Annotated in this window: 16 protein-coding genes; 10 read left to right on the top strand and 6 right to left on the bottom strand. The window is 63.2% G+C overall.

Translation table 11 applies throughout. From position 1 onward, the window contains the following. Positions 1–202: 202 nt before the first annotated feature. From aceA to LB558_RS21595, 3 genes are all read left to right on the top strand, one after another. Positions 203–1,492 (top strand): isocitrate lyase, encoded by a 1,290-nt coding sequence (gene aceA, locus LB558_RS21605; RefSeq protein WP_224699388.1) that lies wholly within the window; start codon positions 203–205, stop codon positions 1,490–1,492. Between the two features lie 59 nt (positions 1,493–1,551). Next, positions 1,552–1,794 carry a hypothetical protein gene (locus tag LB558_RS21600; RefSeq protein ID WP_127254689.1) on the top strand — a complete coding sequence of 81 codons (243 nt, stop codon included), beginning with the start codon at positions 1,552–1,554 and terminating at the stop codon, positions 1,792–1,794. A 231-nt stretch (positions 1,795–2,025) separates the two neighbouring features. Next, positions 2,026–2,478, top strand: coding sequence for a response regulator (locus tag LB558_RS21595; protein ID WP_224699387.1), 453 nt, complete (start codon positions 2,026–2,028; stop codon positions 2,476–2,478). 66 nt (positions 2,479–2,544) lie between these two features. Here the strand turns inward: LB558_RS21595 and LB558_RS21590 are convergent, their stop codons facing one another. Beyond that, positions 2,545–3,258, bottom strand: a complete 714-nt coding sequence (locus tag LB558_RS21590; protein ID WP_224699386.1) for an HAD family hydrolase — start codon at positions 3,256–3,258, stop codon at positions 2,545–2,547. A gap of 145 nt (positions 3,259–3,403) precedes the next feature. On the opposite strand from LB558_RS21590, the gene LB558_RS21585 reads away from it, so the two are divergent. The 4 genes from LB558_RS21585 (at position 3,404) to LB558_RS21570 (ending at position 7,671) form a co-directional block, all read left to right on the top strand. Next, positions 3,404–4,840 (top strand): glutamine synthetase family protein, encoded by a 1,437-nt coding sequence (locus tag LB558_RS21585; RefSeq protein WP_027035719.1) that lies wholly within the window; start codon positions 3,404–3,406, stop codon positions 4,838–4,840. A 22-nt stretch (positions 4,841–4,862) separates the two neighbouring features. Then, on the top strand, positions 4,863–5,231 hold the full coding sequence (locus LB558_RS21580; protein ID WP_224699385.1) for a four helix bundle protein: 369 nt from the start codon (positions 4,863–4,865) through the stop codon (positions 5,229–5,231). A gap of 40 nt (positions 5,232–5,271) precedes the next feature. After that, the gene (locus LB558_RS21575; RefSeq protein ID WP_224699384.1) at positions 5,272–6,558 is read left to right on the top strand and encodes an NAD(P)/FAD-dependent oxidoreductase; all 1,287 of its coding nucleotides are present in this window, start codon (positions 5,272–5,274) and stop codon (positions 6,556–6,558) included. A gap of 261 nt (positions 6,559–6,819) precedes the next feature. Continuing rightward, positions 6,820–7,671, top strand: coding sequence for an SH3 domain-containing protein (locus LB558_RS21570; protein ID WP_224699383.1), 852 nt, complete (start codon positions 6,820–6,822; stop codon positions 7,669–7,671). Positions 7,672–7,762: 91 nt separating this feature from the next. On the opposite strand, the gene LB558_RS21565 is transcribed toward LB558_RS21570, so the two are convergent. Then, positions 7,763–8,509 (bottom strand): SDR family oxidoreductase, encoded by a 747-nt coding sequence (locus LB558_RS21565; RefSeq protein WP_027162287.1) that lies wholly within the window; start codon positions 8,507–8,509, stop codon positions 7,763–7,765. Between the two features lie 315 nt (positions 8,510–8,824). On the opposite strand from LB558_RS21565, the gene zwf reads away from it, so the two are divergent. The 3 genes from zwf to edd all read left to right on the top strand — a co-directional run bounded on the left by zwf (position 8,825) and on the right by edd (position 12,888). After that, a complete protein-coding gene (zwf, locus tag LB558_RS21560; protein ID WP_127320684.1) occupies positions 8,825–10,294 on the top strand; it encodes a glucose-6-phosphate dehydrogenase in 1,470 nt (489 codons plus the stop codon). Further along, on the top strand, positions 10,276–10,992 hold the full coding sequence (pgl, locus tag LB558_RS21555) for a 6-phosphogluconolactonase (RefSeq protein ID WP_224699382.1): 717 nt from the start codon (positions 10,276–10,278) through the stop codon (positions 10,990–10,992). The genes zwf and pgl overlap by 19 nt, the downstream gene beginning before the upstream one ends. Before the next feature lie 72 nt (positions 10,993–11,064). Further along, a complete protein-coding gene (gene edd, locus LB558_RS21550; RefSeq protein WP_224699381.1) occupies positions 11,065–12,888 on the top strand; it encodes a phosphogluconate dehydratase in 1,824 nt (607 codons plus the stop codon). Between the two features lie 70 nt (positions 12,889–12,958). Here the strand turns inward: edd and LB558_RS21545 are convergent, their stop codons facing one another. The 4 genes from LB558_RS21545 to LB558_RS21530 all read right to left on the bottom strand — a co-directional run bounded on the left by LB558_RS21545 (position 12,959) and on the right by LB558_RS21530 (position 19,626). After that, complete coding sequence (locus LB558_RS21545) at positions 12,959–14,623, bottom strand: vWA domain-containing protein (RefSeq protein WP_224699380.1); 1,665 nt, start codon at positions 14,621–14,623, stop codon at positions 12,959–12,961. A 351-nt stretch (positions 14,624–14,974) separates the two neighbouring features. Then, positions 14,975–15,973 carry a GlxA family transcriptional regulator gene (locus LB558_RS21540; RefSeq protein ID WP_224699379.1) on the bottom strand — a complete coding sequence of 333 codons (999 nt, stop codon included), beginning with the start codon at positions 15,971–15,973 and terminating at the stop codon, positions 14,975–14,977. A 20-nt stretch (positions 15,974–15,993) separates the two neighbouring features. Then, positions 15,994–16,893, bottom strand: coding sequence for a bifunctional methylenetetrahydrofolate dehydrogenase/methenyltetrahydrofolate cyclohydrolase (locus LB558_RS21535; RefSeq protein ID WP_224699378.1), 900 nt, complete (start codon positions 16,891–16,893; stop codon positions 15,994–15,996). Positions 16,894–17,073: 180 nt separating this feature from the next. Then, on the bottom strand, positions 17,074–19,626 hold the full coding sequence (locus LB558_RS21530; RefSeq protein WP_224699377.1) for a GumC family protein: 2,553 nt from the start codon (positions 19,624–19,626) through the stop codon (positions 17,074–17,076). Positions 19,627–19,782: the final 156 nt, after the last annotated feature.

The following is a 19,782-nucleotide window of genomic DNA, read 5'->3' as shown; positions in this document are numbered from 1 at the left end:
CGCGACGATCTCACCAAGCCACGCTTTACAATCATGACAAATTTACAGCGCGAACCTGTCAAACGCAACACAGGTTTTCCTTTATATTTTGGCGAATTCCTTAGTTCTTCTGGCTCATTTCGCGCCGCAATGTAAATTCAGTCACATCCGGCGCACCGATGATTGACGCCCGGCCCAGTGCAAAAATCCTTCGGAGTGACCAATGACTGATTTTTACAACCTCGTCCCATCGGCCCCGGAAGGTCGCTTCGACGGTATCGAACGGCCCTATTCCGCAGCGGATGTGAAGCGGCTGCGCGGGTCGGTGCAGATCCGCCAGAGCCTCGCCGAAATGGGCGCCAACCGGCTGTGGAAGCTCATCCACGAGGAGGATTTCGTCAACGCGCTCGGCGCCATGTCCGGCAACCAGGCGATGCAACAGGTGCGCGCCGGGCTGAAGGCGATCTATCTGTCGGGCTGGCAGGTTGCCGCCGACGCCAACACGGCTGGCGCGATGTATCCGGACCAGTCGCTCTATCCGGCCAATGCGGCGCCCGAACTGGTCAAGCGCATCAACCGCACGCTGCAGCGCGCCGACCAGATCGAAACGTCCGAAGCCAATGGGCTTTCGGTCGAGACCTGGTTCGCGCCGATCGTCGCCGACGCGGAAGCCGGCTTCGGCGGACCGCTCAACGCCTTCGAGATCATGAAGGCCTTCATCGAGGCGGGCGCTGCCGGCGTCCACTATGAGGACCAGTTGGCGTCGGAGAAGAAATGCGGCCATCTCGGCGGCAAGGTGCTGATCCCGACCGCGGCGCACATCCGCAACCTCAACGCCGCGCGCCTGGCGGCGGACGTGATGGGCACGCCGACCCTGGTCGTCGCGCGCACCGATGCGGAAGCCGCCAAGCTGCTCACCTCCGACATAGACGAACGCGACCAGCCCTTCGTCGACTACGGCGCCGGGCGCACGGTTGAAGGTTTCTATCATGTCAGGAACGGCATCGAGCCCTGCATCGCCCGCGCAATCGCCTATGCGCCTTACGCGGATCTGATCTGGTGCGAGACCTCGAAGCCCGACCTGGCGCAGGCCCGGAAATTCGCCGAGGGCGTGCGTAAGCACTACCCCGACAAGCTGCTCGCCTACAATTGCTCGCCGTCGTTCAACTGGAAGAAGAACCTCGACGACGCGACGATCGCCAGGTTCCAGAAGGAGCTCGGCGCGATGGGCTACAAGTTCCAGTTCATCACGCTCGCCGGCTTCCACCAGCTCAACTATGGCATGTTCGAACTGGCTCGCGGCTACAAGGCACGGCAGATGGCGGCTTATTCCGAGTTGCAGGAGGCGGAGTTCGCGGCGGAGGCCAATGGCTACACCGCAACCAAGCACCAGCGCGAGGTCGGCACCGGCTATTTCGACGCCGTGTCGATGGCGATCACCGGCGGCCAGTCGTCGACCACCGCCATGCATGAATCGACCGAGCACGCGCAGTTCAAACCGGCCGCGGAATAGCGGATCACAGAAATACAGAGGAAACGCCCAACAGGGCTTGGAACACAAGGAGAAGACCAATGGCATCGATAAGCCGTGTCAAGGAACGCGCCGAAGAACAGTCCACGACGATGAGCGTCGACCAGCAAGCGACGATCCGCATGCTGGCCAACGACCTGCACCGCCTGAACCAGTCGGTGATGAAGGCGGTCGAGGCAGGCGTCTCGGTGGAGCTCGTGCGCTCGGCACGACATCACGGCGGCGACGGCAACTGGGGCGATTTGCTGATCCCGGTGATCGTCACGCAGCATAGCCACGGCTGACCGAAACCCATGCAACCGATCCTTCACCTGCGCACCCTCCGCGCAGGTGAATCTTCTTTTCATCAAGCTCACGTGTGGACAGTTGAGTACAGTAGCGTTGCTTGAAATTCACTGCTCCCGGCGATGATCTCGGGCACTTTTATTTCAACTTGACATAGGCTCCGATCTCACGCCAATTGCGCTCCGGATTCAACTCTGCATTGAAATAGGGGCGAGCTTCTTGGCCGACTTGTGTGCCCGGTGAATCGCGAAGGCGAGATTCCAAGACATCCGAATCTGGTGACCCGCGACTCAACCACCGAGGCGATCCGTGATCCGTCGCAGGTGCTTGTCGTCGGCAAATCGCCAATCAATCGCGTGGTGATCTCAAAGATCGTCGAGCGATCCGGGCTCAAGCCGATTTCGGAATCTCCCGACACGGCGGCAAGGATCTTGCGGTCGCTCATTCCCGGCGCGGTTGTCCTTGACGGCGGCGCAGACAACAAGGACTGCGACAGCCTGATGTCCAGCATCGCCGCATTGCGGCGGGCCTCGGGCCAATCGCAGCCACCGGTAATCCTGCTTTCAACCAAGAATGGCACGACAGAAAGTCTGGGCCTGCCCGGCATCATCGACGTGGTGGTCGCCAAGCCGATCACGCCCGAACGGTTGCAACCGGTGATTGATCGCCTCATCGGCCGCTAAGGCAATTGCGGGAAAGTGTGTAACGGTTTTTCCGTCCGGATTGAGCAACCAGGTAAGGCCCGGCAATCACGGATCGATGATGCTTTCGATCAGTCCGGGCAGTTGTCCGAGATCGGATATCTGGCGGAACCTCGATTCGGTTACCGGCGCCTCGACATGCTCCAGCACCCAGGTCAGTTCGTGCGGCACATGGACACCCCAGCCGCCGGCCTCGATGGCCGGCACCACATCCGACTTCAGCGAGTTGCCGACCATCATGCTTTTCGCCGGACCATCGCCGTGGCGGTTGAAGAGCCTGCTATAGGTGGCGGCATTCTTGTCGCTGACGATCTCGACCGCATCGAACAGATCGCCCAGGCCAGAGCCAGCCAGCTTGCGCTCCTGGTCGAAGAGGTCGCCCTTGGTGATCAGCACAAGGCGGAATGCGCCGGCAAGCTTTTCAATAGTCTCGCGCGCGTGCGGCAAGGCCTCGATCGGATGGCTCAGCATCTCGCGGCCGGCATCGAGAATCTCTGATATGACCGAGGCCGGTACGCGGCCTTGCGTGACCTCGATCGCCGTTTCGATCATCGACAGGGTAAATCCCTTGATGCCGAAGCCATAGACGGCGAGGTTGCGCCTTTCGGCCTCCAGCAATCGTGCCGAGATGTTTTCCGCTTCGCCATGATCGGCGAGCATGGCGGCAAAGCGCTTCTCCGTCAGGCGGAAGAACTGCTCGTTCTGCCAAAGCGTGTCGTCGGCGTCGAAGCCGATCGTCGTCAGTTTACCGTCGTGCCGCATTGAACGCCTCGGTTGGAATTGGGAGGGCCGAAACTAAGCCGATTGGCGTGATTTTCAACCGCGCCGGCCAATGCCCGACGCGGCTCCCCTTCCCTTCCACAGGAGGGCACGGCTATACTCCACAATCCGCAACCCAATCTGGTGAATGATGCCGCCTGCAAAAAAGGAAGTCCGTCCGTCGAGCCGCGGAGGACGTGCCCGCACGCCTGCCTTCGTGAAAAACCAAAGGGGCGTCAAGAACTGGAAGGAAGTCAGCGCCTGGCTGGAATGGCGCGGCATCGAGGACATCGAGTGCATCACGCCCGATCAGGCAGGGGTCGCGCGTGGCAAGATGATGCCGTCGAAGAAATTCACCTCCAACACCTCGCTGGCGCTGCCGTCGGCAGTCTTCATGACGACGATTTCCGGCGGCTACCCCGAAGATGGCAACGGCTTCCACTACCCGGAAGACGACGGCGACCTCAAACTGATGCCGGACCTGTCGACGCTGACGGTGGTGCCCTGGGAAGAAGACCCGACGGCCGCGGTCATCTGCGACCTCGTCCACCAGGACGGACGCTCGGTCGAGTTCACGCCGCGCAATGTGCTGAAGCGTGTGGTGGCTGCCTATGACAAGCTCGGCCTGAAGCCGGTGGTGGCGCCCGAGATCGAGTTCTACCTAGTGCGCAAGAATCCCGATCCGGACTATCCGCTGACACCGCCGGTCGGCCGTTCGGGACGCGCGATTGGCGGCGGCGCCGGTTATTCGATCGCCGGCGTCAACGAATTCGACGAACTGATCGACGACATCTACCATTTCTCCGAAAGCCAGGGCCTGGAGATCGACACGCTGATCCACGAGGAAGGCGCCGGCCAGTTGGAGATTAATCTGCGCCATGGTGACCCGATCGAGTTGGCCGACCAGGTGTTCATGTTCAAGCGCACCATTCGCGAAGCGGCGCTGAAGCACGAGATCTACGCCACCTTCATGGCCAAGCCCATCCAGGGGCAGCCTGGCTCGGCCATGCATATCCATCAGTCGATCATCGACAAGAAGACTGGACAGAACATCTTTTCGGCCGCCGACGGCTCGGAAACCGACGATTTTTTCCACTTCATCGGCGGCATGCAGAAGCATGTGCCGAACGCGCTGGTGATGTTCGCGCCCTATGTCAATTCCTACCGCCGGCTGACACAGGCGGCATCGGCGCCCGTCAACAACAAATGGGGCTATGACAACCGCACGACGGCGTTTCGTGTGCCACGCTCGGACCCGGCGGCACGGCGTGTCGAAAACCGCATCCCGTCCTCCGATGCCAACCCCTATCTGGCGCTGGCGGCGTCGCTCGCCTGCGGGCTGATCGGCATCACCAACAAGATCAAGGCCGAGCCTCCCGTGCTGACCACAGCCAACGCCGACGAGATCGACCTGCCGCGCGGCCTGCTCGAAGCCGTCGACCTGTTCGAGGGCGACGAGGAACTCTGCGCGCATCTGGGCAAGTCGTTCGCCGCCACCTATGCGGCGATCAAGCGGGCGGAGTTCGAGACCTTCATGGAAGTGATCAGTCCGTGGGAGCGAGAGTATCTGCTGCTCAATGTTTAGGGGAGTAGGGGAGTAGGAACAGATGACCGAAAACACAGGGTCCTACAAGGACCTGCTGGTTTGGGAGCAGGCGATGGATCTTGCGGTGGCGGTCTACGGTGCTACTAAATCCTGGCCCAAAGAAGAACTTTATGGACTGACCAGCCAAGTGCGGCGCTCTGCAACGTCGGTGCCCGCAAACATAGCCGAGGGGTATGGCAGGGAAATTCGAGGCTCCTATCTGCAGTTTCTCCGTATTGCCCAAGGATCATTGAAGGAACTGGAAACTCAGCTTCTGATTGCTGAACGTATTGGCATCGCGCCGAAAGCGACGTCCGCCCCATTGTTGGCGAGTACCGAAAGTGTGGGAAAGCTTCTTCGACTTCTCATCCGTAAACTTGCAGCCGAATAGCCTCCCCTACTCCCCTACTCCCCTACTCCCAGCGAGCATCATGCCCTACCAATCCCCGATCTCCCCCGGCCGATCCTGGTATGAGGACACAGCCGGTCCGAGACCTGAATACCCGGCGCTGGATGGCGACCGGATATGCGATGTCGTTGTCATCGGCGGCGGCTTTACCGGGCTGTCGGCGGCAGCGCATCTGGCCAAGGCGGGGACCGATGTCGTGCTGATCGAGGCGCATCGCTTCGGTGATGGCGCCTCGGGGCGAAATGGGGGGCAGCTTGGCACCGGCCAGCGTGCCTGGGTCGAAGACCTGGAAGCCGAATATGGCTTCTCCCGCGCCAAGGCGCTGTTCGATCTCGCCGAAGAGGCAAAGACGCATCTCCTCGAATTCACTGCCGCCAACCAGATCGATATCGATTATATGCCGGGCCAGCTCTCGGTGGCGCACAAGCCGCGCTATGTCGACGACTACAAGGCGCATGCCGAGATCATGGCGAGCCGTTTTTCCTACCCGCATATCTCGTTCATGGATGCCAGGGAGACGGCGGAGCGGCTGGGCTCGACCTCCTATTTCGGCGGCACGCGCGATACCGGCACAGGGCACATCCATCCGATGAAGCTGGTGATTGGCACGGCGCGGGTGGCAGCGCTTGCAGGCGCGCATTTGTTCGAAGCGACGCCATCGACCGGCATCATTTCCAGTGGCGGCAAGGTCAAGGTTTCGACACCGAGAGGCACGGTGACGGCGCAGAAATGCCTGATAGCGGTCAACGCCTATGGCGGCACGCTCGAGCCGGTGAGTGCAGCGCACATCATGCCGATCGGTTCGTTCATCGGTGCAACCGTTCCTCTGGGGGCGGACTCAGACGTGCTGCTGGGCGGCGAAGCGGTCGACGATTCCCGCTTCGTCGTGCGCTACTTCCGCAGATCGAAGGACGGGCGGCTGCTGTTTGGCGGACGCGAGGTTTATGGCGTCAACGATCCGAAGGATATCCACATCCACATTCGCCGCCAGATCGCGGAACTCTATCCGGCGCTCGGGGATGTCGAGATCACGCATGGCTGGGGCGGCTATGTCGGCATCACGGTGCCGAGAAAGCCTTTCGTGCGCGAAGTGATGCCCAATGTCATCTCGGCCGGCGGCTATTCCGGCCACGGCGTCATGCTGTCGAATTACTTTGGTAAACTCTATGCCGAAACCGTTGCCGGCAACCGCGACCGGCTGAAGTTGATCGAGGACCTGAAAATCCTGCCTTTCCCTGGCGGCCGGCGTTTCCGCACGCCGCTGCTGTTCCTGGCGCTCAACTGGTTTGCGCTGCGGGACAGGATCTAGCCGACCGTCCTGATGTAATATTGTAATATATATTGTAACATTTGTTGCCCGTGCGACGCATTGCGCAATTTCCCGCAAAGGCGCAGAATCCCCTATAATGGCGTACTGATGCCACAATCGCAGCCGAAAGCTGCCGCTTCTGGGCGATTGTTCGGGGATTGTTGCGGGCCTGCCCGCGTTGTTTTTGGGACCGATGCGGATCAGACTCCGGACTTCCGGCACAGATCGAAAGAACGTCGGCCGCTTATGGAGGTGGCAAGAGTGAGAGAGCCCTTCAGTTTCGGTACGCCGGAACGTCGGCGCTTTGCCATGCAGTTCGGATACGACATGCGGCCGTCCTTCTGGCAGGAAGTCCGTTCGAACTCGCATCTGGTGATCGCCGCGATCGGTACTGCCGCGCTGCTTGGCGTCGCCGCCGTGGCGCTGTGGCTGGCATTGCCGGCCAGCGACAGACAAGCGGCAGCGAGCCCCGAACAGACCATTCCAACGGTTCCGGTGAAGACGACGAAAATAACCCCGGTTGGGGCCGCGGTCGCCGCGGCAGCCGTGCCGCAGGTGCGCAAGTCCGACGCAATTCCAACAACCGTGGCAGCCGCGCAAGCCAACATCCCCGCACTCGCCGCCAATGACCCGCGCTGGACCGGTTCCCAGCCGAAGGCCGCATCCGCGTCCGATTCGACTGCTCCCAGCCAACTGGCGGACAAGGCACCGGACAAGCAAGCGGCGGCATTCGCGCAGCCGGCAGCCGATACCGATGCCGCCACCGAACTTGCCAAGGTCGCCGCACCCAGCGCAGCCGCGGGCAACCATCCCGACGGCGCACAAACCGCCGCCATTCCCGCGGTGCAACCGCAAGCGCCGGCCCAAGAGCCAGCGGCAGAAGGCGATGACAGCCAAGCCAAGGCGAAGCCAAGGAAAGCCGCAGCCGCTGGAACAGGGCGCATTCTGAGGGCCGTGACCATGCGAAGCGCCCCGAAGAAAAATGCCGCCGCCATCGGTACGGTGCCAGCCAAAACCTCGGTGCAGGTGATGAGCTGCAAGAAATGGTGTCAGATCACCTACAACGGCAAGACCGGCTGGATCTACAAGAGTTACATCAAGACCGGCGCGTGACGCCCACCGCTCTGCGTGAGGCAGGCCTGTTGTTCTGATGCATGTCGTTCTCCCAAACCGGGGCCGCTTTCGAGCGACATACATCAGGCTTTCAGATGCAGCGGCCGCCATCGACCTCCAGCGCCACGCCGGTGATGAAGGCGGCTTCGTCCGAGGCCAGCCAGAGTGCGGCGTTGGCGATGTCGAGCGGCGTCGAAAGCCGGCCGAGCGGGATCGATGCGCGGAACTTCTCGCGGATCTCGGGCGTGTCGGCGCCCATGAATTTCTCCAGCATGCCGGTCTCGCCGGCAACCGGGCAGAGGCAGTTGACGCGGATGTTCTTCGGCGCCAGTTCGACCGCCATCGACTTTGTGGCGGTGATCGCCCAGCCTTTCGACGCGTTGTACCAGGTGAGGCCGGGGCGCGGCCGCAGACCCGCGGTGGAGGCCGTGGTCAGTATGACGCCGCCGCCCTGCCGCTCCATGATCGGCACCACGGCAAGTGCCGCGTGATAGATCGCCTTCATGTTGACGGCGGTTATCAGGTCGAAGGTCTCCTCGTCGACATTGAGCATGTCGCCGTTGCGATGAGTGTAGCCGGCATTGTTGACCATGATGTCGATGCGGCCGAAGGCGCTTTTCGCGGCATAGATCATCTCGTCGAATTCGGAGCGCAGCGAGACATCGGTCTGGGTCCAGATCGCCGCTTCGCCGATCTCGCCGGCGACGCGCTCCGCACCCCTGGCGTTGAGATCGGCGACAACGACCCTGGCACCCTCCTGCGCAAAGCGCCTGGCAATGCCCTCGCCAAAGCCCGACGCAGCACCGGTGATGACGGCGACCTTGTTTTCCAGACGCATGCTCTTCCCGCTCATGATTGGCGCCTATCGACCGAGATGCCAACGGCGCACATCCGCGCGAGGCCACCGCTTCTGACCGGATTGGTCGAAAGATCTTGAGCCATCGCCGATTTCTCCTTTGGCTTTCGCGTCGATCCCGCACTATGCTGCAACTGCGAAGGCTTCCGGAGCCGCGCCTGTCAACAAGCCTCCGGGTCATCGGACTGTCAAGGGGCAGGCGCATACACCCAGATGTGACACCATGGCACTGGAAAATTTAAATCGATTAGATTATATCAGCCGCGTCACAGCGACCGGCGTCAAAGCGGACAGACCATGACCAGCCAGATCATCCCCGTCGAGCCTTTCGACTTCATCATTTTCGGCGGCACCGGCGATCTGTCGGAGCGCAAGCTTCTGCCGTCGCTCTATTATCGCCAGCGCGACCATCAGTTTTCGGAGCCGACACGCATCATCGGCACATCGCGCTCGAAAATGAGCGACGAAGAATTCCAGGCCTTCGCCAAACAGGCGATCTCCGAGCACGTCAAACCGGCCGACATCGACGCCAAGGAACTGAAGACTTTTCTGGCGCGGCTGTCCTACGTCTCCGCCGATGCGACGAGCGGCGCCGGCTTCGACAAGCTCAAGAAGGCGATCGGCGACAGCGACCGCATCCGAGCCTTCTACCTGGCGGTGGCGCCGGCGCTGTTCGGCGACATCTCGCACAAGCTGAAAGAGCACAATCTGATCACGCCGAACTCGCGCATCGTGCTGGAAAAGCCGATCGGCCGCGATCTCGATTCGGCACGCAAGCTCAACGACCTGGTCGGCGACGACTTCCACGAAAGCCAGATCTTCCGCATCGACCATTATCTCGGCAAGGAAACGGTGCAGAACCTGATGGCGCTGCGCTTCGCCAACGCGCTCTACGAGCCGTTGTGGAATTCAGCCCACATCGACCATGTCCAGATCACCGTGGCCGAGACCGTCGGCCTGGAGGACCGCGTCACCTATTACGACAAGGCCGGCGCGCTGCGCGACATGGTGCAGAACCATATGCTGCAGCTGTTGTGCCTCGTCGCCATGGAAGCGCCATCGTCGATGGATGCCGACGCCGTGCGCGACGAAAAGCTGAAGGTGCTGCGGGCACTGAAGCGCATCAATGGCAACGAGGCGCCGAAGCATACCGTGCGCGGGCAGTATCGCGCCGGGGCTTCGGCCGGCGGACCGGTGAAAGGATATGTCGAGGAACTCGGCAAGGACAGCAACACCGAAACCTTCGTCGCCATCAAGGCCGAGATCGGCAATTGGCGCTGGTCGGGCGTTCCCTTCTATCTCCGCACCGGCAAACGGCTGGCGACGCGGGTTTCGGAAATCGTCATCGAATTCAAGCCGATCCCGCATTCGATCTTCGGCGACAGTGCCGGACCGATCTTCGCCAACCAGCTGGTCATACGGCTGCAGCCTGACGAAGGCGTCAAGCAGTTCATCATGATCAAGGATCCGGGCCCGGGCGGCATGCGGCTTCGCCAGATCTCGCTCGACATGAGTTTCGCGCAGTCCTTCGACGGCCGCGCCCCGGATGCCTACGAACGGCTGATCATGGACGTCATCCGTGGCAACCAGACCCTGTTCATGCGCCGTGACGAAGTCGAGGCGGCGTGGAAATGGATCGACCCGATCCAGAATGCCTGGGAAAGTGCCAGGCAGGAGGCACAGGGCTACACGGCAGGCACCTGGGGCCCATCGGCATCGATAGCGCTGATCGAACGTGACGGGCGGACATGGCACGAGAGCAATTGAACAGCGCCGCCTATAGCTGGAACGGCTTCACTGAGCGCCAGGACCTGGCGGCAGCCCTCGCCGGTCATGTCGCCGGCCGCCTGACCAAGGCAATCGCCGAGCGCGGCACGGGGTTGCTCGCCGTCTCCGGCGGCACCACGCCGGCAAAATTCTTCGCCGCCCTTTCAGCGATACCCATCGCCTGGGACAAGGTGATCGTGACGCTGGTCGACGAGCGTTTCGTGCCGGCCTCCTCGCCACGCTCCAATGCCGGGCTGGTGGCCGCCAATCTGTTGCAGAACGCGGCCAAGGCGGCTCGTTTCGTGCCGCTCTATCACGAAGCCACCAGCATCGAGGATGCGGCCTCGTCCGACGATGCAGCGCTCCGGTCCTTGCCCTGGCCGCTCGATGTCGTCGTGCTCGGCATGGGACCGGACGGCCACACCGCCTCGTTCTTTCCCGATGCCGATGACCTGGTTACATTGCTCGACCCGTCTTCCGACAGGATCGTGCTGCCCGTTCATGCGGCAAGTGCGGGCGAGCCGCGGCTGACCCTGTCGCTGGCGCGCATCGTCGAAGCCGGCTTCGTCGCGCTGCACATAGAGGGTGAGGACAAGCGTGTCGCCTTCGACGGCGCGGTTGCGCCCGGGCCGCGAAAGCCGATCCGTGCCGTGCTCGACGCAGCGCATAAGCCCGTAGAGGTTTTCTGGGCCCCCTGATTCCCGATTTACTCTGGTCCCGGCAAACGGCGGGAGGATGTTTCCGGGACCTCGCCTGAAAGGACCGACACCATGACCGCCAGACGCGATATCGAAGCCATCACCGAGCGCATCCGCCAGCGCTCAAAGCCAGGCCGCGAGCGTTATCTCGGCCGTATCGCCGAGGCGTCGAACCGCACCGCCAACCGGGCCGTTTTGTCGTGCGGCAACCTCGCCCATGGCTTTGCGGTGTGCAGCCCCTCGGAAAAGCTCGCGCTGGGCGCCGACAAGGTGCCGAACCTGGGCATCATCACCTCCTACAACGACATGCTGTCGGCGCATCAGCCGTTCGAGACCTTCCCCGCGCTGATCAAGGATGCAGCCCGCGAAGCCGGCGGCATCGCCCAGGTGGCAGGCGGCGTGCCGGCGATGTGCGATGGCGTGACGCAAGGCCAGCCCGGCATGGAGTTGTCGCTGTTTTCGCGCGATGTCATCGCCATGGCCGCCGCGATCGGCCTGTCGCACAACATGTTCGACGCCGCCGTCTATCTCGGCGTCTGCGACAAGATCGTGCCGGGGCTGGTGATCGCGGCACTCACCTTCGGCCATCTGCCGGCGGTTTTCATTCCGGCCGGACCGATGACCACCGGCCTGCCCAATGACGAAAAGGCCAAGGTCCGCCAGCTCTATGCCGAGGGCAAGGCCGGACGCGCCGAACTGCTGGAGGCCGAGTCCAAATCTTACCATGGACCCGGCACCTGCACCTTCTACGGCACGGCGAATTCCAACCAGATGCTGATGGAGATCATGGGCCTGCACACGCCGGGCGCTTCCTTCGTCAACCCCGGCACGCCGCTGCGTGAGGCGTTGACCCGCGAGGCGACCAAGCGGGCGCTGGCGATCACCGCGCTTGGCAACGCCTATACGCCCGTCGGCCGGATGATCGACGAGCGCTCGATCGTCAACGGCGTCGTCGGCCTGCACGCCACCGGCGGCTCGACCAATCACACCATCCACCTGATCGCCATGGCGGCGGCGGCCGGCATCGCCATCACCTGGCAGGATATTTCCGACCTGTCGGAAGCGGTGCCGCTGCTGGCCCGGGTCTATCCGAACGGCCTCGCCGACGTGAACCATTTCCACGCCGCCGGCGGGCTCGGCTTCCTGATCCGCGAACTGCTCGACGAAGGCATCCTGCACGAGGATGTGCAAACGGTGTGGGGCGAAGGGCTGCGGCCTTATGCGGTCGAGGCAAAGCTCGGCGCCGACGGAGGCGTGGTGCGCGAAGCCTCGCCGCGGACAAGCGGCGACGAGAAGGTGCTGGCGCCGTTCAACAAGGCATTCCAGGCGACCGGCGGCCTGAAGGTGCTGTCGGGCAATCTCGGCCATGCCGTCATCAAGACTTCCGCCGTGAAGCCGGAGCGGCGTATCATCGAGGCGCCGGCCAGGGTCTTCGACAGCCAGCAAGGGCTGAATGATGCGTTCAAGGCAGGCACGCTGACCGGCGATTTCATCGCCGTCATCCGCTTCCAGGGGCCGAAGGCCAATGGCATGCCGGAGTTGCACAAACTGACCACGGTACTCGGCATCCTGCAGGATCGCGGCCAGCGCGTGGCGCTTGTCACCGACGGGCGCATGTCGGGCGCCTCCGGCAAGGTGCCGGCGGCGATCCATGTCACACCGGAGGCGGTCGAGGAGGGTCCTATCGCCAGGATCCACGAAGGCGACATCATCCGGCTCGACGCCGATGCCGGCACACTCGAAGTTCTGGTGCCGGCCGGCGACTTCGCGCTGCGCCGGACGGCGGATGCCGATCTCATCGGTAACGAGTTCGGTTTCGGCCGCGAGCTGTTTGCCGGCTTTCGGCAACTGGTCGGCCGCGCCGACCATGGCGCAAGCGCCTTCGGCACGGCTTGACGGACTCACCATCCTGTCCATGAAAAAGGGCGGCTCGTGACCGCCCCTTTCCGCTGTCGATCACACGGCGTCACGGCGTGACGGTCATCTCACTCCGTTCGCCAGCCTTGACCGTCACCGGCATTTCCTTGTCATGGCCCGCATCGGACATGTGACGGACGATCACATAGTCGCCGGCCGGAACGGTCTGCTGCCAAGTGTCGCCATAGTTCAGGCCAAGCGCCTTGCGCTTGCCCTCTATTTCCTTTTTCGCCGACAGTATCTCGATCGAATAGGCACCGGGAGCCGACATGGCCAACACCCCGGCATCGAGCGGCACCTTGATATCCATGGCATCACCGACCTTGATGCTGAACGGGTGCTCAACGACCGCAAGATCAAGCGTGGTCAGCGCCACGTAGTCATCCGGCGGCAGCCAGAACTTGCTGTCCGGTCCATAGGAATGCTCGACACTGTCACGCGTGCCGTCGATTTTCTTCTTCGCCTTGACGATCTCGAAACCGAGGCCGGAACTGTCGGCCTTGTCACTGCCAGCGAGGTAGAAAGCGTTGAGCACGACATGGCCGACGCCGACAATGACGTCCTTCTCGACCGTCTGCCCGGCGGCCAGTTGCATGGTTTCGGTAACGGTGCCGGCGCCGATCTGAACCGTGATCTTCTGTTCGCCCGCCGGCACGATGACTTTGGTGTCGCCATAGTGGGTGGTGCTGCCGCCCGGATAGACGAAATTGAGGCTGGCCGCGTCGCTGATATCTGCGCCCTGGCTCGGCCGCGGATGAATGAGAATGGTGCCGGCGTTCAAGGTGAAGAGCGGCTTGTAGACCTGGCCGGCCTCGATCTTGAATTTCTGCTCCACCTTGGCCTCGTCGTCGCGCGCTACGACGATATAGTCGCCCGGCTCGAGATTGCCGTTGTAGGCGCCATATTCGGTGGTGACCGCCGCGCCGCGCGAGCCGTCGGCATCCGCTTTGTAGATCTCCCAGGCGTTGCCGTCGGTGATCGGCTCGCCACCTTCGGCCATCACCACTGTCGGCTGGAAATTGAAGTCCGGTTTGGCCGGCTCGGGCGCGGGTGCCGGGGCTGGCGCGGGAGCCGGTTCAGGAGCCGGCACCGGCGCCGCCACGGTCTCGGCAAGCGCCTCCTGCAGCGCCTTCTCGTCGGAGGCCTGGATGTATTTGCCGCCGGTGTTGTCGGCGAGGCAGGCGATCTGCTTGCCCTCGTCGGCGGTAAGGCCGAAGCCGACGACGTCTGCGGTGAAGTCGACGCCGGATGCCTCGAGCTCCTTGCCAAGCGCGCAAGGGTCGCCGCCGCATGTTTCGAGCCCGTCGGTGATGAGCACGACCGTCGCCTTGTCCTCGGTGTATTTCAGCGCCTCGGCCGCCTGTTTGACCGCCGCCGTCAGCGGCGTCTTGCCGAGGAATTTCAGGCTGTCGGCGGCGGCCGAAATGGCGCTGCCCGAACCTGCCTGCGGCGGTACGATCAGCTGGATGTCGTCGCAGCTGCCCTTTTCACGGTGGCCATAGGCCATGAAGCCGATCTCGTCGTCGCTGGGGACCGATTGAAGCACGGTTCGAAGCGACTCGCGGGCGATTTCGAGCTTGGGCTTGCCGTCGATCTGCGCCCACATCGAGCCGGACGCATCGAGAATGATGATGACCTTGTTTGCGGCGAAGCCGAACGTCGTCATCGACAAAAGGAGGATCGCCGCAGCGACGCCCCGTGCAAGTCCCGCCATCGAAATCTCCTAAATCCGCCCCTGATCCGGGCGGCAAGCTATTTGACGCGGCGCCGGGACACAAGTCCGGCGCCCGGTGCGTAGGGCTCCGAGCCCAGCTTGACAAAAGTCCTGACGACAGCCAGTTCGGCGGTGTCGGCAGTGCGATAATTTTCCACGATAGGAATTTTTTCTTGACTGGGTGCCCTCAGCTATGGTACATATTTCGCTATGGTGCTGATTTGCGCCGGTGACCCGCCGCCCAGGCGGGTTTTTCGTTGATGCACCCGTCAACCCGTTTACCCGAATTCGCTGCCCTGGCCGATGCGCCGGGGCCGAATGCCGAACTTTTCAACGAAAACGAAAACCCGCTCAGTAGGTCGTTCGGCGCTCTTCCGAGGGCGGCCTGCCGAATTGCAGCCGGTAGCTCTGGGCGAAGTAGGAATGCGAGGTGAAACCGGTAGCGATCGCCACGTCGAGGATCGGCATGTTGGTCTGGCGCAGCAGTTCGCGCGCCCGCTCCAGCCGCAGCCGCATGTAATAACGGCCGGGCGTGACGCTGAGATGGCGCAGGAACAGGCGCTCGACCTGGCGCACCGACAGACCGGCGGATTTGGCCAGCTGTACCGCCGAAAGCGGCTCGTCGAGGTGGTCGGCCATCAGTTCGACGATGCGCCTGAGCTTCTCCGACTTGCCGGTCAGGTCGCGTTCCGGCCCGACGCGCTGACGGTCGCCGGCCGAGCGGATGCGTTCGTGCTGGAACTGGTTGGCGACGCCATTGGCGAGGTTCGAGCCGAAATCGCCGCGCACGATCTCCAGCATCAGGTCGATCGAAGTGGTGCCGCCGGCACAGGTGTAGCGCTTGCGATCGATCTCGAAGACGTTGCCTGTGCAGTTGATGTCGGGGAAGCGTTCGACGAAGCCGGCACGGTTTTCCCAATGGATGGTGCAACGATAGCCCTCGAGCTGGCCGGCCTCGGCCAGCAGGTAGGACCCGACCGACAGGGCACCCAGCGCATTGCCGCGCCGGCCCCAGCTTCGCAAAGCCGCCAGCACCTTGCTCTTGCCGGGGAATTCCGTCGTCAGCCCAACCGAGACGAAAAGGATATCGACTGGCGGCAGGTCGGCAACGGCGTAGTCGATCTTGAGCGGCAGGCCATTGGAAGCCATCACCGGATCGCCATCGGCCGACACCGTCGTCCAACCGTAGAAGTCGCGGCCAAGCAACCGGTTCGCCGACCGGAACGTATCGATCGCGGCAGCCAGCGAGAACATGGAGAACTTGTCTACCAGCAGGAAAGCGAACTGCCGGCCGCCTTGAACGGGGTCCGCGATGACCGGCCGTTCTGGGGGAACACTGGGGTTCGGCAAAGCTGCGGCTTTCTGGCGGGTCAGAAGGACGGCCGTTTCAATCCGGCCGCTAGGTAGGCCGAGGCTAACGTATTGGCCATCAGCATGGCAATGGTCATCGGCCCGACACCGCCAGGCACCGGCGTGATGGCGCCGGCGGCCTTGACCGCTTCGGCATAGGCGACATCGCCGACGAGGCGAGACTTGCCCTCGCCCTTTTCCGGCGCCGGAATGCGGTTGATGCCGACATCGATGACGGTGGCGCCTAGCTTCACCCAATCACCCCTGATCATCTCCGGCCTGCCGACGGCCGCAACAAGGATATCGGCGGTGCGGGCCAAGGCCGGCAGATCCCTGGTGCGGCTGTGGGCGATGGTGACGGTGCAGTTGGCGGCAAGCAGGAGGTTGGCCATCGGCTTGCCGACGATGTTGGAGCGACCGACGACGACGGCGTTGAGGCCGGACAGGTCCTTGCCGCGCACCCGCTCGATCAGAAGCATAGAGCCGGCCGGCGTGCAGGGCACGAAGGCTGTCTCGAGTTCACCGGTGCCGAGCTTGCCGACATTGATGAAATGGAAGCCGTCGACATCCTTTTCCGGCGCGATGGTCTGGATGATCTTGCCGGCGTCGATGTGGGCCGGCAACGGAAGCTGCACGAGGATGCCATTGATGGCCGGATCGGCGTTGAGGTCACCGATGATCTTCAGCAATGCCGGTTCTGAGGTTTCGGCCGGCAGCGTGTGCTGGACGGAATGAAAGCCGCATTCCTTGGCGGTGCGCGACTTGGACGCGACATAGACCTGGCTGGCGGGATCCTCGCCGACGATGACCACGGCAAGACCGGGCTTGGCCTTGCCCTTGGCGACAAGTTCAGCCGTCAGGGTCTTGACCGCCCCCACAACGTCCCCGGCAACGCTCTTGCCATCAATCACTTCGGCCATGGACTACCCTCAACACCAGAATGCCCAAGCGCGTCGCTTCCGGAAGCGACGCGCTTTTCGATCTTTCACAGCGTGGCATTTTCACGAAAATTCCAACATGCAATCCCGCCAAAGCGCCGTCCCATGCCGTTTACGCGAAACCGGCATGTTTTTGTACGGCACCGCGTAGATTTTTGTGGCTCAGAAGTAGCGGCGCCGCGCGCGGCTCTCGGTCAGTTCGCGAACCGCTTCGCGGAATTCGCGCAGGCTGGCGCGGATTTCCTCGATTGGCGCTTGCTGCTCGGCATCCTCCACGGCCCGCGACGGCTCCGCCGATCGCTGATGAGGCTGAGGCGCCTGCTGCTGCGGCGGCTGTGGATAGGACTCGGATGCAGGCTGAGCCGGATCGGGCTGCTGCCCGGCATTGGCGGCCGGCATCGATTGCGGATAGCCAGGCTGCTGCGCGTAGCCCAATGGCTGCGCGTAGGGATAGAGCTGCGGCCCGGAATATGGCCGCTGCGTCACCATGGGAGGCGGCAGTGGCGGCTGCGCCGTCTGCTGCGGATGGCCGCCGGGCTGGAAAGGCGGCGCCGGGTATGCTGTCGCGACCGCTTGCCGAGGCTCGAAGGCCGGCGCCGACTGGGGATAGGCGCGGTATTGCGGATCCCGCATTGGCTTCCCGTTTTCGGCAGAGGCCCATTCGACGGTATCGAACGGCTCCTCCCGGGATGGCCTGCGGGAGACGGACTTGTGCAGCCTCGACAGCAAGGCACCGATCCGGCCGGGACCTTCGGCCGGCGAGACCTCTGCTTGCTGGACGGGCGGTGGCGCGGCCGGCGGTGGTGATGCAGGCGGGGGTGATGCAGGCGGGGGTGTCGATGGCTGCGGCGCTGGTGGTAGTGGCGGCGCCGGCGGCGGCGCTGCCCGATATGCCTTGTCTTCGTAAGACGTCCGGCGTTCGTCCGCGCCATGATCGCGGCGCGATCGCGAATTGGCGGTGTCACGCAGGCTCTCATAGGCGCCACGCATGGCTCCGAGGCCAATGCCGGAGGCGAAGCCCAGCAACAGGCCGGCGAGCGCGACCACGACCCGCGACGGCCCGTTCGGCTCGAGCGGCGCGAAGGCCTTCGAGATCACATTGATGTTGGCTGTGTTGATGTCCTTCTGCTCGCCGGTCTCCTTGGCGCGCAGCAGATACTGTTCGTAGACGGAACGCTTGGCGGCGGCCTCGCGCTCCAGTTCGCGCATCGACACGAGGTCGCTGTTGACGTCGCCGCTGCGCACCTTCAGCTGCGCCAGGCGAGAGGCAAGATCCTGTTCGAGCTGGACCGCGCGCTTGAGGTCGACCTGCAGCGACGAGCCGATGCGGCGCAGCTCCGAGGCGATGCGGTCGCGTGCGCCGGCAATCTGGGCATTGAGCGCCTGGAGTTCGGGGTGACGCGGGCCGAACCGGATAGCAGCGCGGTCAGCCTCCTGCTTGAGCGATGCATATTGCGAACGCAAATCGCTCATCGTGTTGGAGTTGATCTCCTCCGGCAAGGTGCCGGTGAGGACCGAATTGACATCGACCGACCGCGCCGAAGCCGCCCGGGCGTTGAGTTCCAGCGTGCGGGCGCGCGCGACCGACAGTTGCTCGTTGAGTTTCAGCATCTCGTCGTCGCTGATGAGATGGCCCTGCGCGTCGACGAGATCATGGGTAGCCCTGAAATCCTCGACCTTGCGCTCGGCCGCCTCGACACCCTTGCGCAACTCGTCAAGCCTGGCCGTCAGTTCGTCGGTGGCGCGGCCTGCGGTGTCCGACTGTATCTGGCCGAACGTCTGCAGGAAGACATCCGTCATCGTGTTGGCGATGAGGGCCGATTTCTCGCCATTCTGCGTGGTGGCACTGACGGTGATGACGAAGGTCTTGCCGCCGCGCTCGACTGAAAGGCTCTCAGCCAGATTGCCGACAGCAAGCGCGCGGCGGCGGCTGTCGTCGACACCGCCCGGCCCATCATTGCGGGACAGGACGGAGCGGATGAGCGACATGACGCTGAGGCCGCCGCTGCCTTGCCCATTGAACTCCGGATCGTTGACCAGATTGAGCTTGTCGACGACCTTGTTGAGAACGGTGCCTGAGGTCAGCACGCGAACCTGGTTCTCGACGATGGCCAGCGTGGCATCGGAAGCGACGACCGACTGGGTGAGGTCGCGGTCGGTGAGCTTCAGGTCGCGCGGGTCGACGATCAGTTCGGTGGTGGCCTCATATTTCTTCGGCGTCGACAGCGCGATGGTGACGCCGAGCGCGGCGCCCAGCAGTGTCGTCGTCACGATCAGCAGCTTCGACTTGCCGACACCGCGCACGACCTGCATCGGATCGATCAGCGGCTTCCACTGCTGGCTGTCCGTGCCGTCGTTTCGGGATACCGGCGCGTCGCCTGCAGCGTAAGGTTCCGATGTGCGACCGGCGCGACGGGCGCCACCGGTTTCGGCGGCACCAATTTGTGTCCGTGGCGTGGTTTGCGCGCGGTGCGGCGATGAAGCCCGCTCCTGATCCTCGTCGGACGCGAACGGATCCGGCAGTTTAGGGTTGCGCGCCTCGCGCTGCGAACGGGCGAGGCGGTGACGCGTGGCGGCATCCTCGCGCCATGATGGGTCTGCCCGGTCGCCTATCGAGACCAGCGACGCGTCGGGTTCGTCGCCGCGCACAGCCTGGCCAAGCGCCAGCAATGAGCGCTCGCGCTTCCAGTCTTCGCGGTTTTCCCTGTCGACCATCGTCTGGAACTTTACCTTTGGCGACCTGCGAACGGCGATTGGCCATTCGTTAAGCCACGCTAAACAGGCATGGAAAACAAAAGGTTAATTTTCCCGCGCCGAAGCGTCGGTTTCTCGCTTCGGTTGCATCTATTTTCGACACGGGCTCAGGCTCCA

Source organism: Mesorhizobium sp. CO1-1-8, assembly GCF_020164875.1.
Taxonomy (GTDB): Bacteria; Pseudomonadota; Alphaproteobacteria; order Rhizobiales; family Rhizobiaceae; genus Mesorhizobium.
This window is presented reverse-complemented; position numbering and strand designations above follow the sequence as displayed.

Bases quoted from the DNA above. Each gene is read 5' to 3' on its own strand.
- aceA (WP_224699388.1), top strand. From the start codon at position 203: ATGACTGATTTTTACAACCTCGTCCCATCGGCCCCGGAAGGTCGCTTC.
- LB558_RS21600 (WP_127254689.1), top strand. From the start codon at position 1,552: ATGGCATCGATAAGCCGTGTCAAGGAACGCGCCGAAGAACAGTCCACG.
- LB558_RS21590 (WP_224699386.1), bottom strand. From the start codon at position 3,258: ATGCGGCACGACGGTAAACTGACGACGATCGGCTTCGACGCCGACGAC.
- LB558_RS21585 (WP_027035719.1), top strand. From the start codon at position 3,404: ATGATGCCGCCTGCAAAAAAGGAAGTCCGTCCGTCGAGCCGCGGAGGA.
- LB558_RS21580 (WP_224699385.1), top strand. From the start codon at position 4,863: ATGACCGAAAACACAGGGTCCTACAAGGACCTGCTGGTTTGGGAGCAG.
- LB558_RS21575 (WP_224699384.1), top strand. From the start codon at position 5,272: ATGCCCTACCAATCCCCGATCTCCCCCGGCCGATCCTGGTATGAGGAC.
- LB558_RS21565 (WP_027162287.1), bottom strand. From the start codon at position 8,509: ATGCGTCTGGAAAACAAGGTCGCCGTCATCACCGGTGCTGCGTCGGGC.
- zwf (WP_127320684.1), top strand. From the start codon at position 8,825: ATGACCAGCCAGATCATCCCCGTCGAGCCTTTCGACTTCATCATTTTC.
- pgl (WP_224699382.1), top strand. From the start codon at position 10,276: ATGGCACGAGAGCAATTGAACAGCGCCGCCTATAGCTGGAACGGCTTC.
- edd (WP_224699381.1), top strand. From the start codon at position 11,065: ATGACCGCCAGACGCGATATCGAAGCCATCACCGAGCGCATCCGCCAG.
- LB558_RS21545 (WP_224699380.1), bottom strand. From the start codon at position 14,623: ATGGCGGGACTTGCACGGGGCGTCGCTGCGGCGATCCTCCTTTTGTCG.
- LB558_RS21535 (WP_224699378.1), bottom strand. From the start codon at position 16,893: ATGGCCGAAGTGATTGATGGCAAGAGCGTTGCCGGGGACGTTGTGGGG.
- LB558_RS21530 (WP_224699377.1), bottom strand. From the start codon at position 19,626: ATGGTCGACAGGGAAAACCGCGAAGACTGGAAGCGCGAGCGCTCATTG.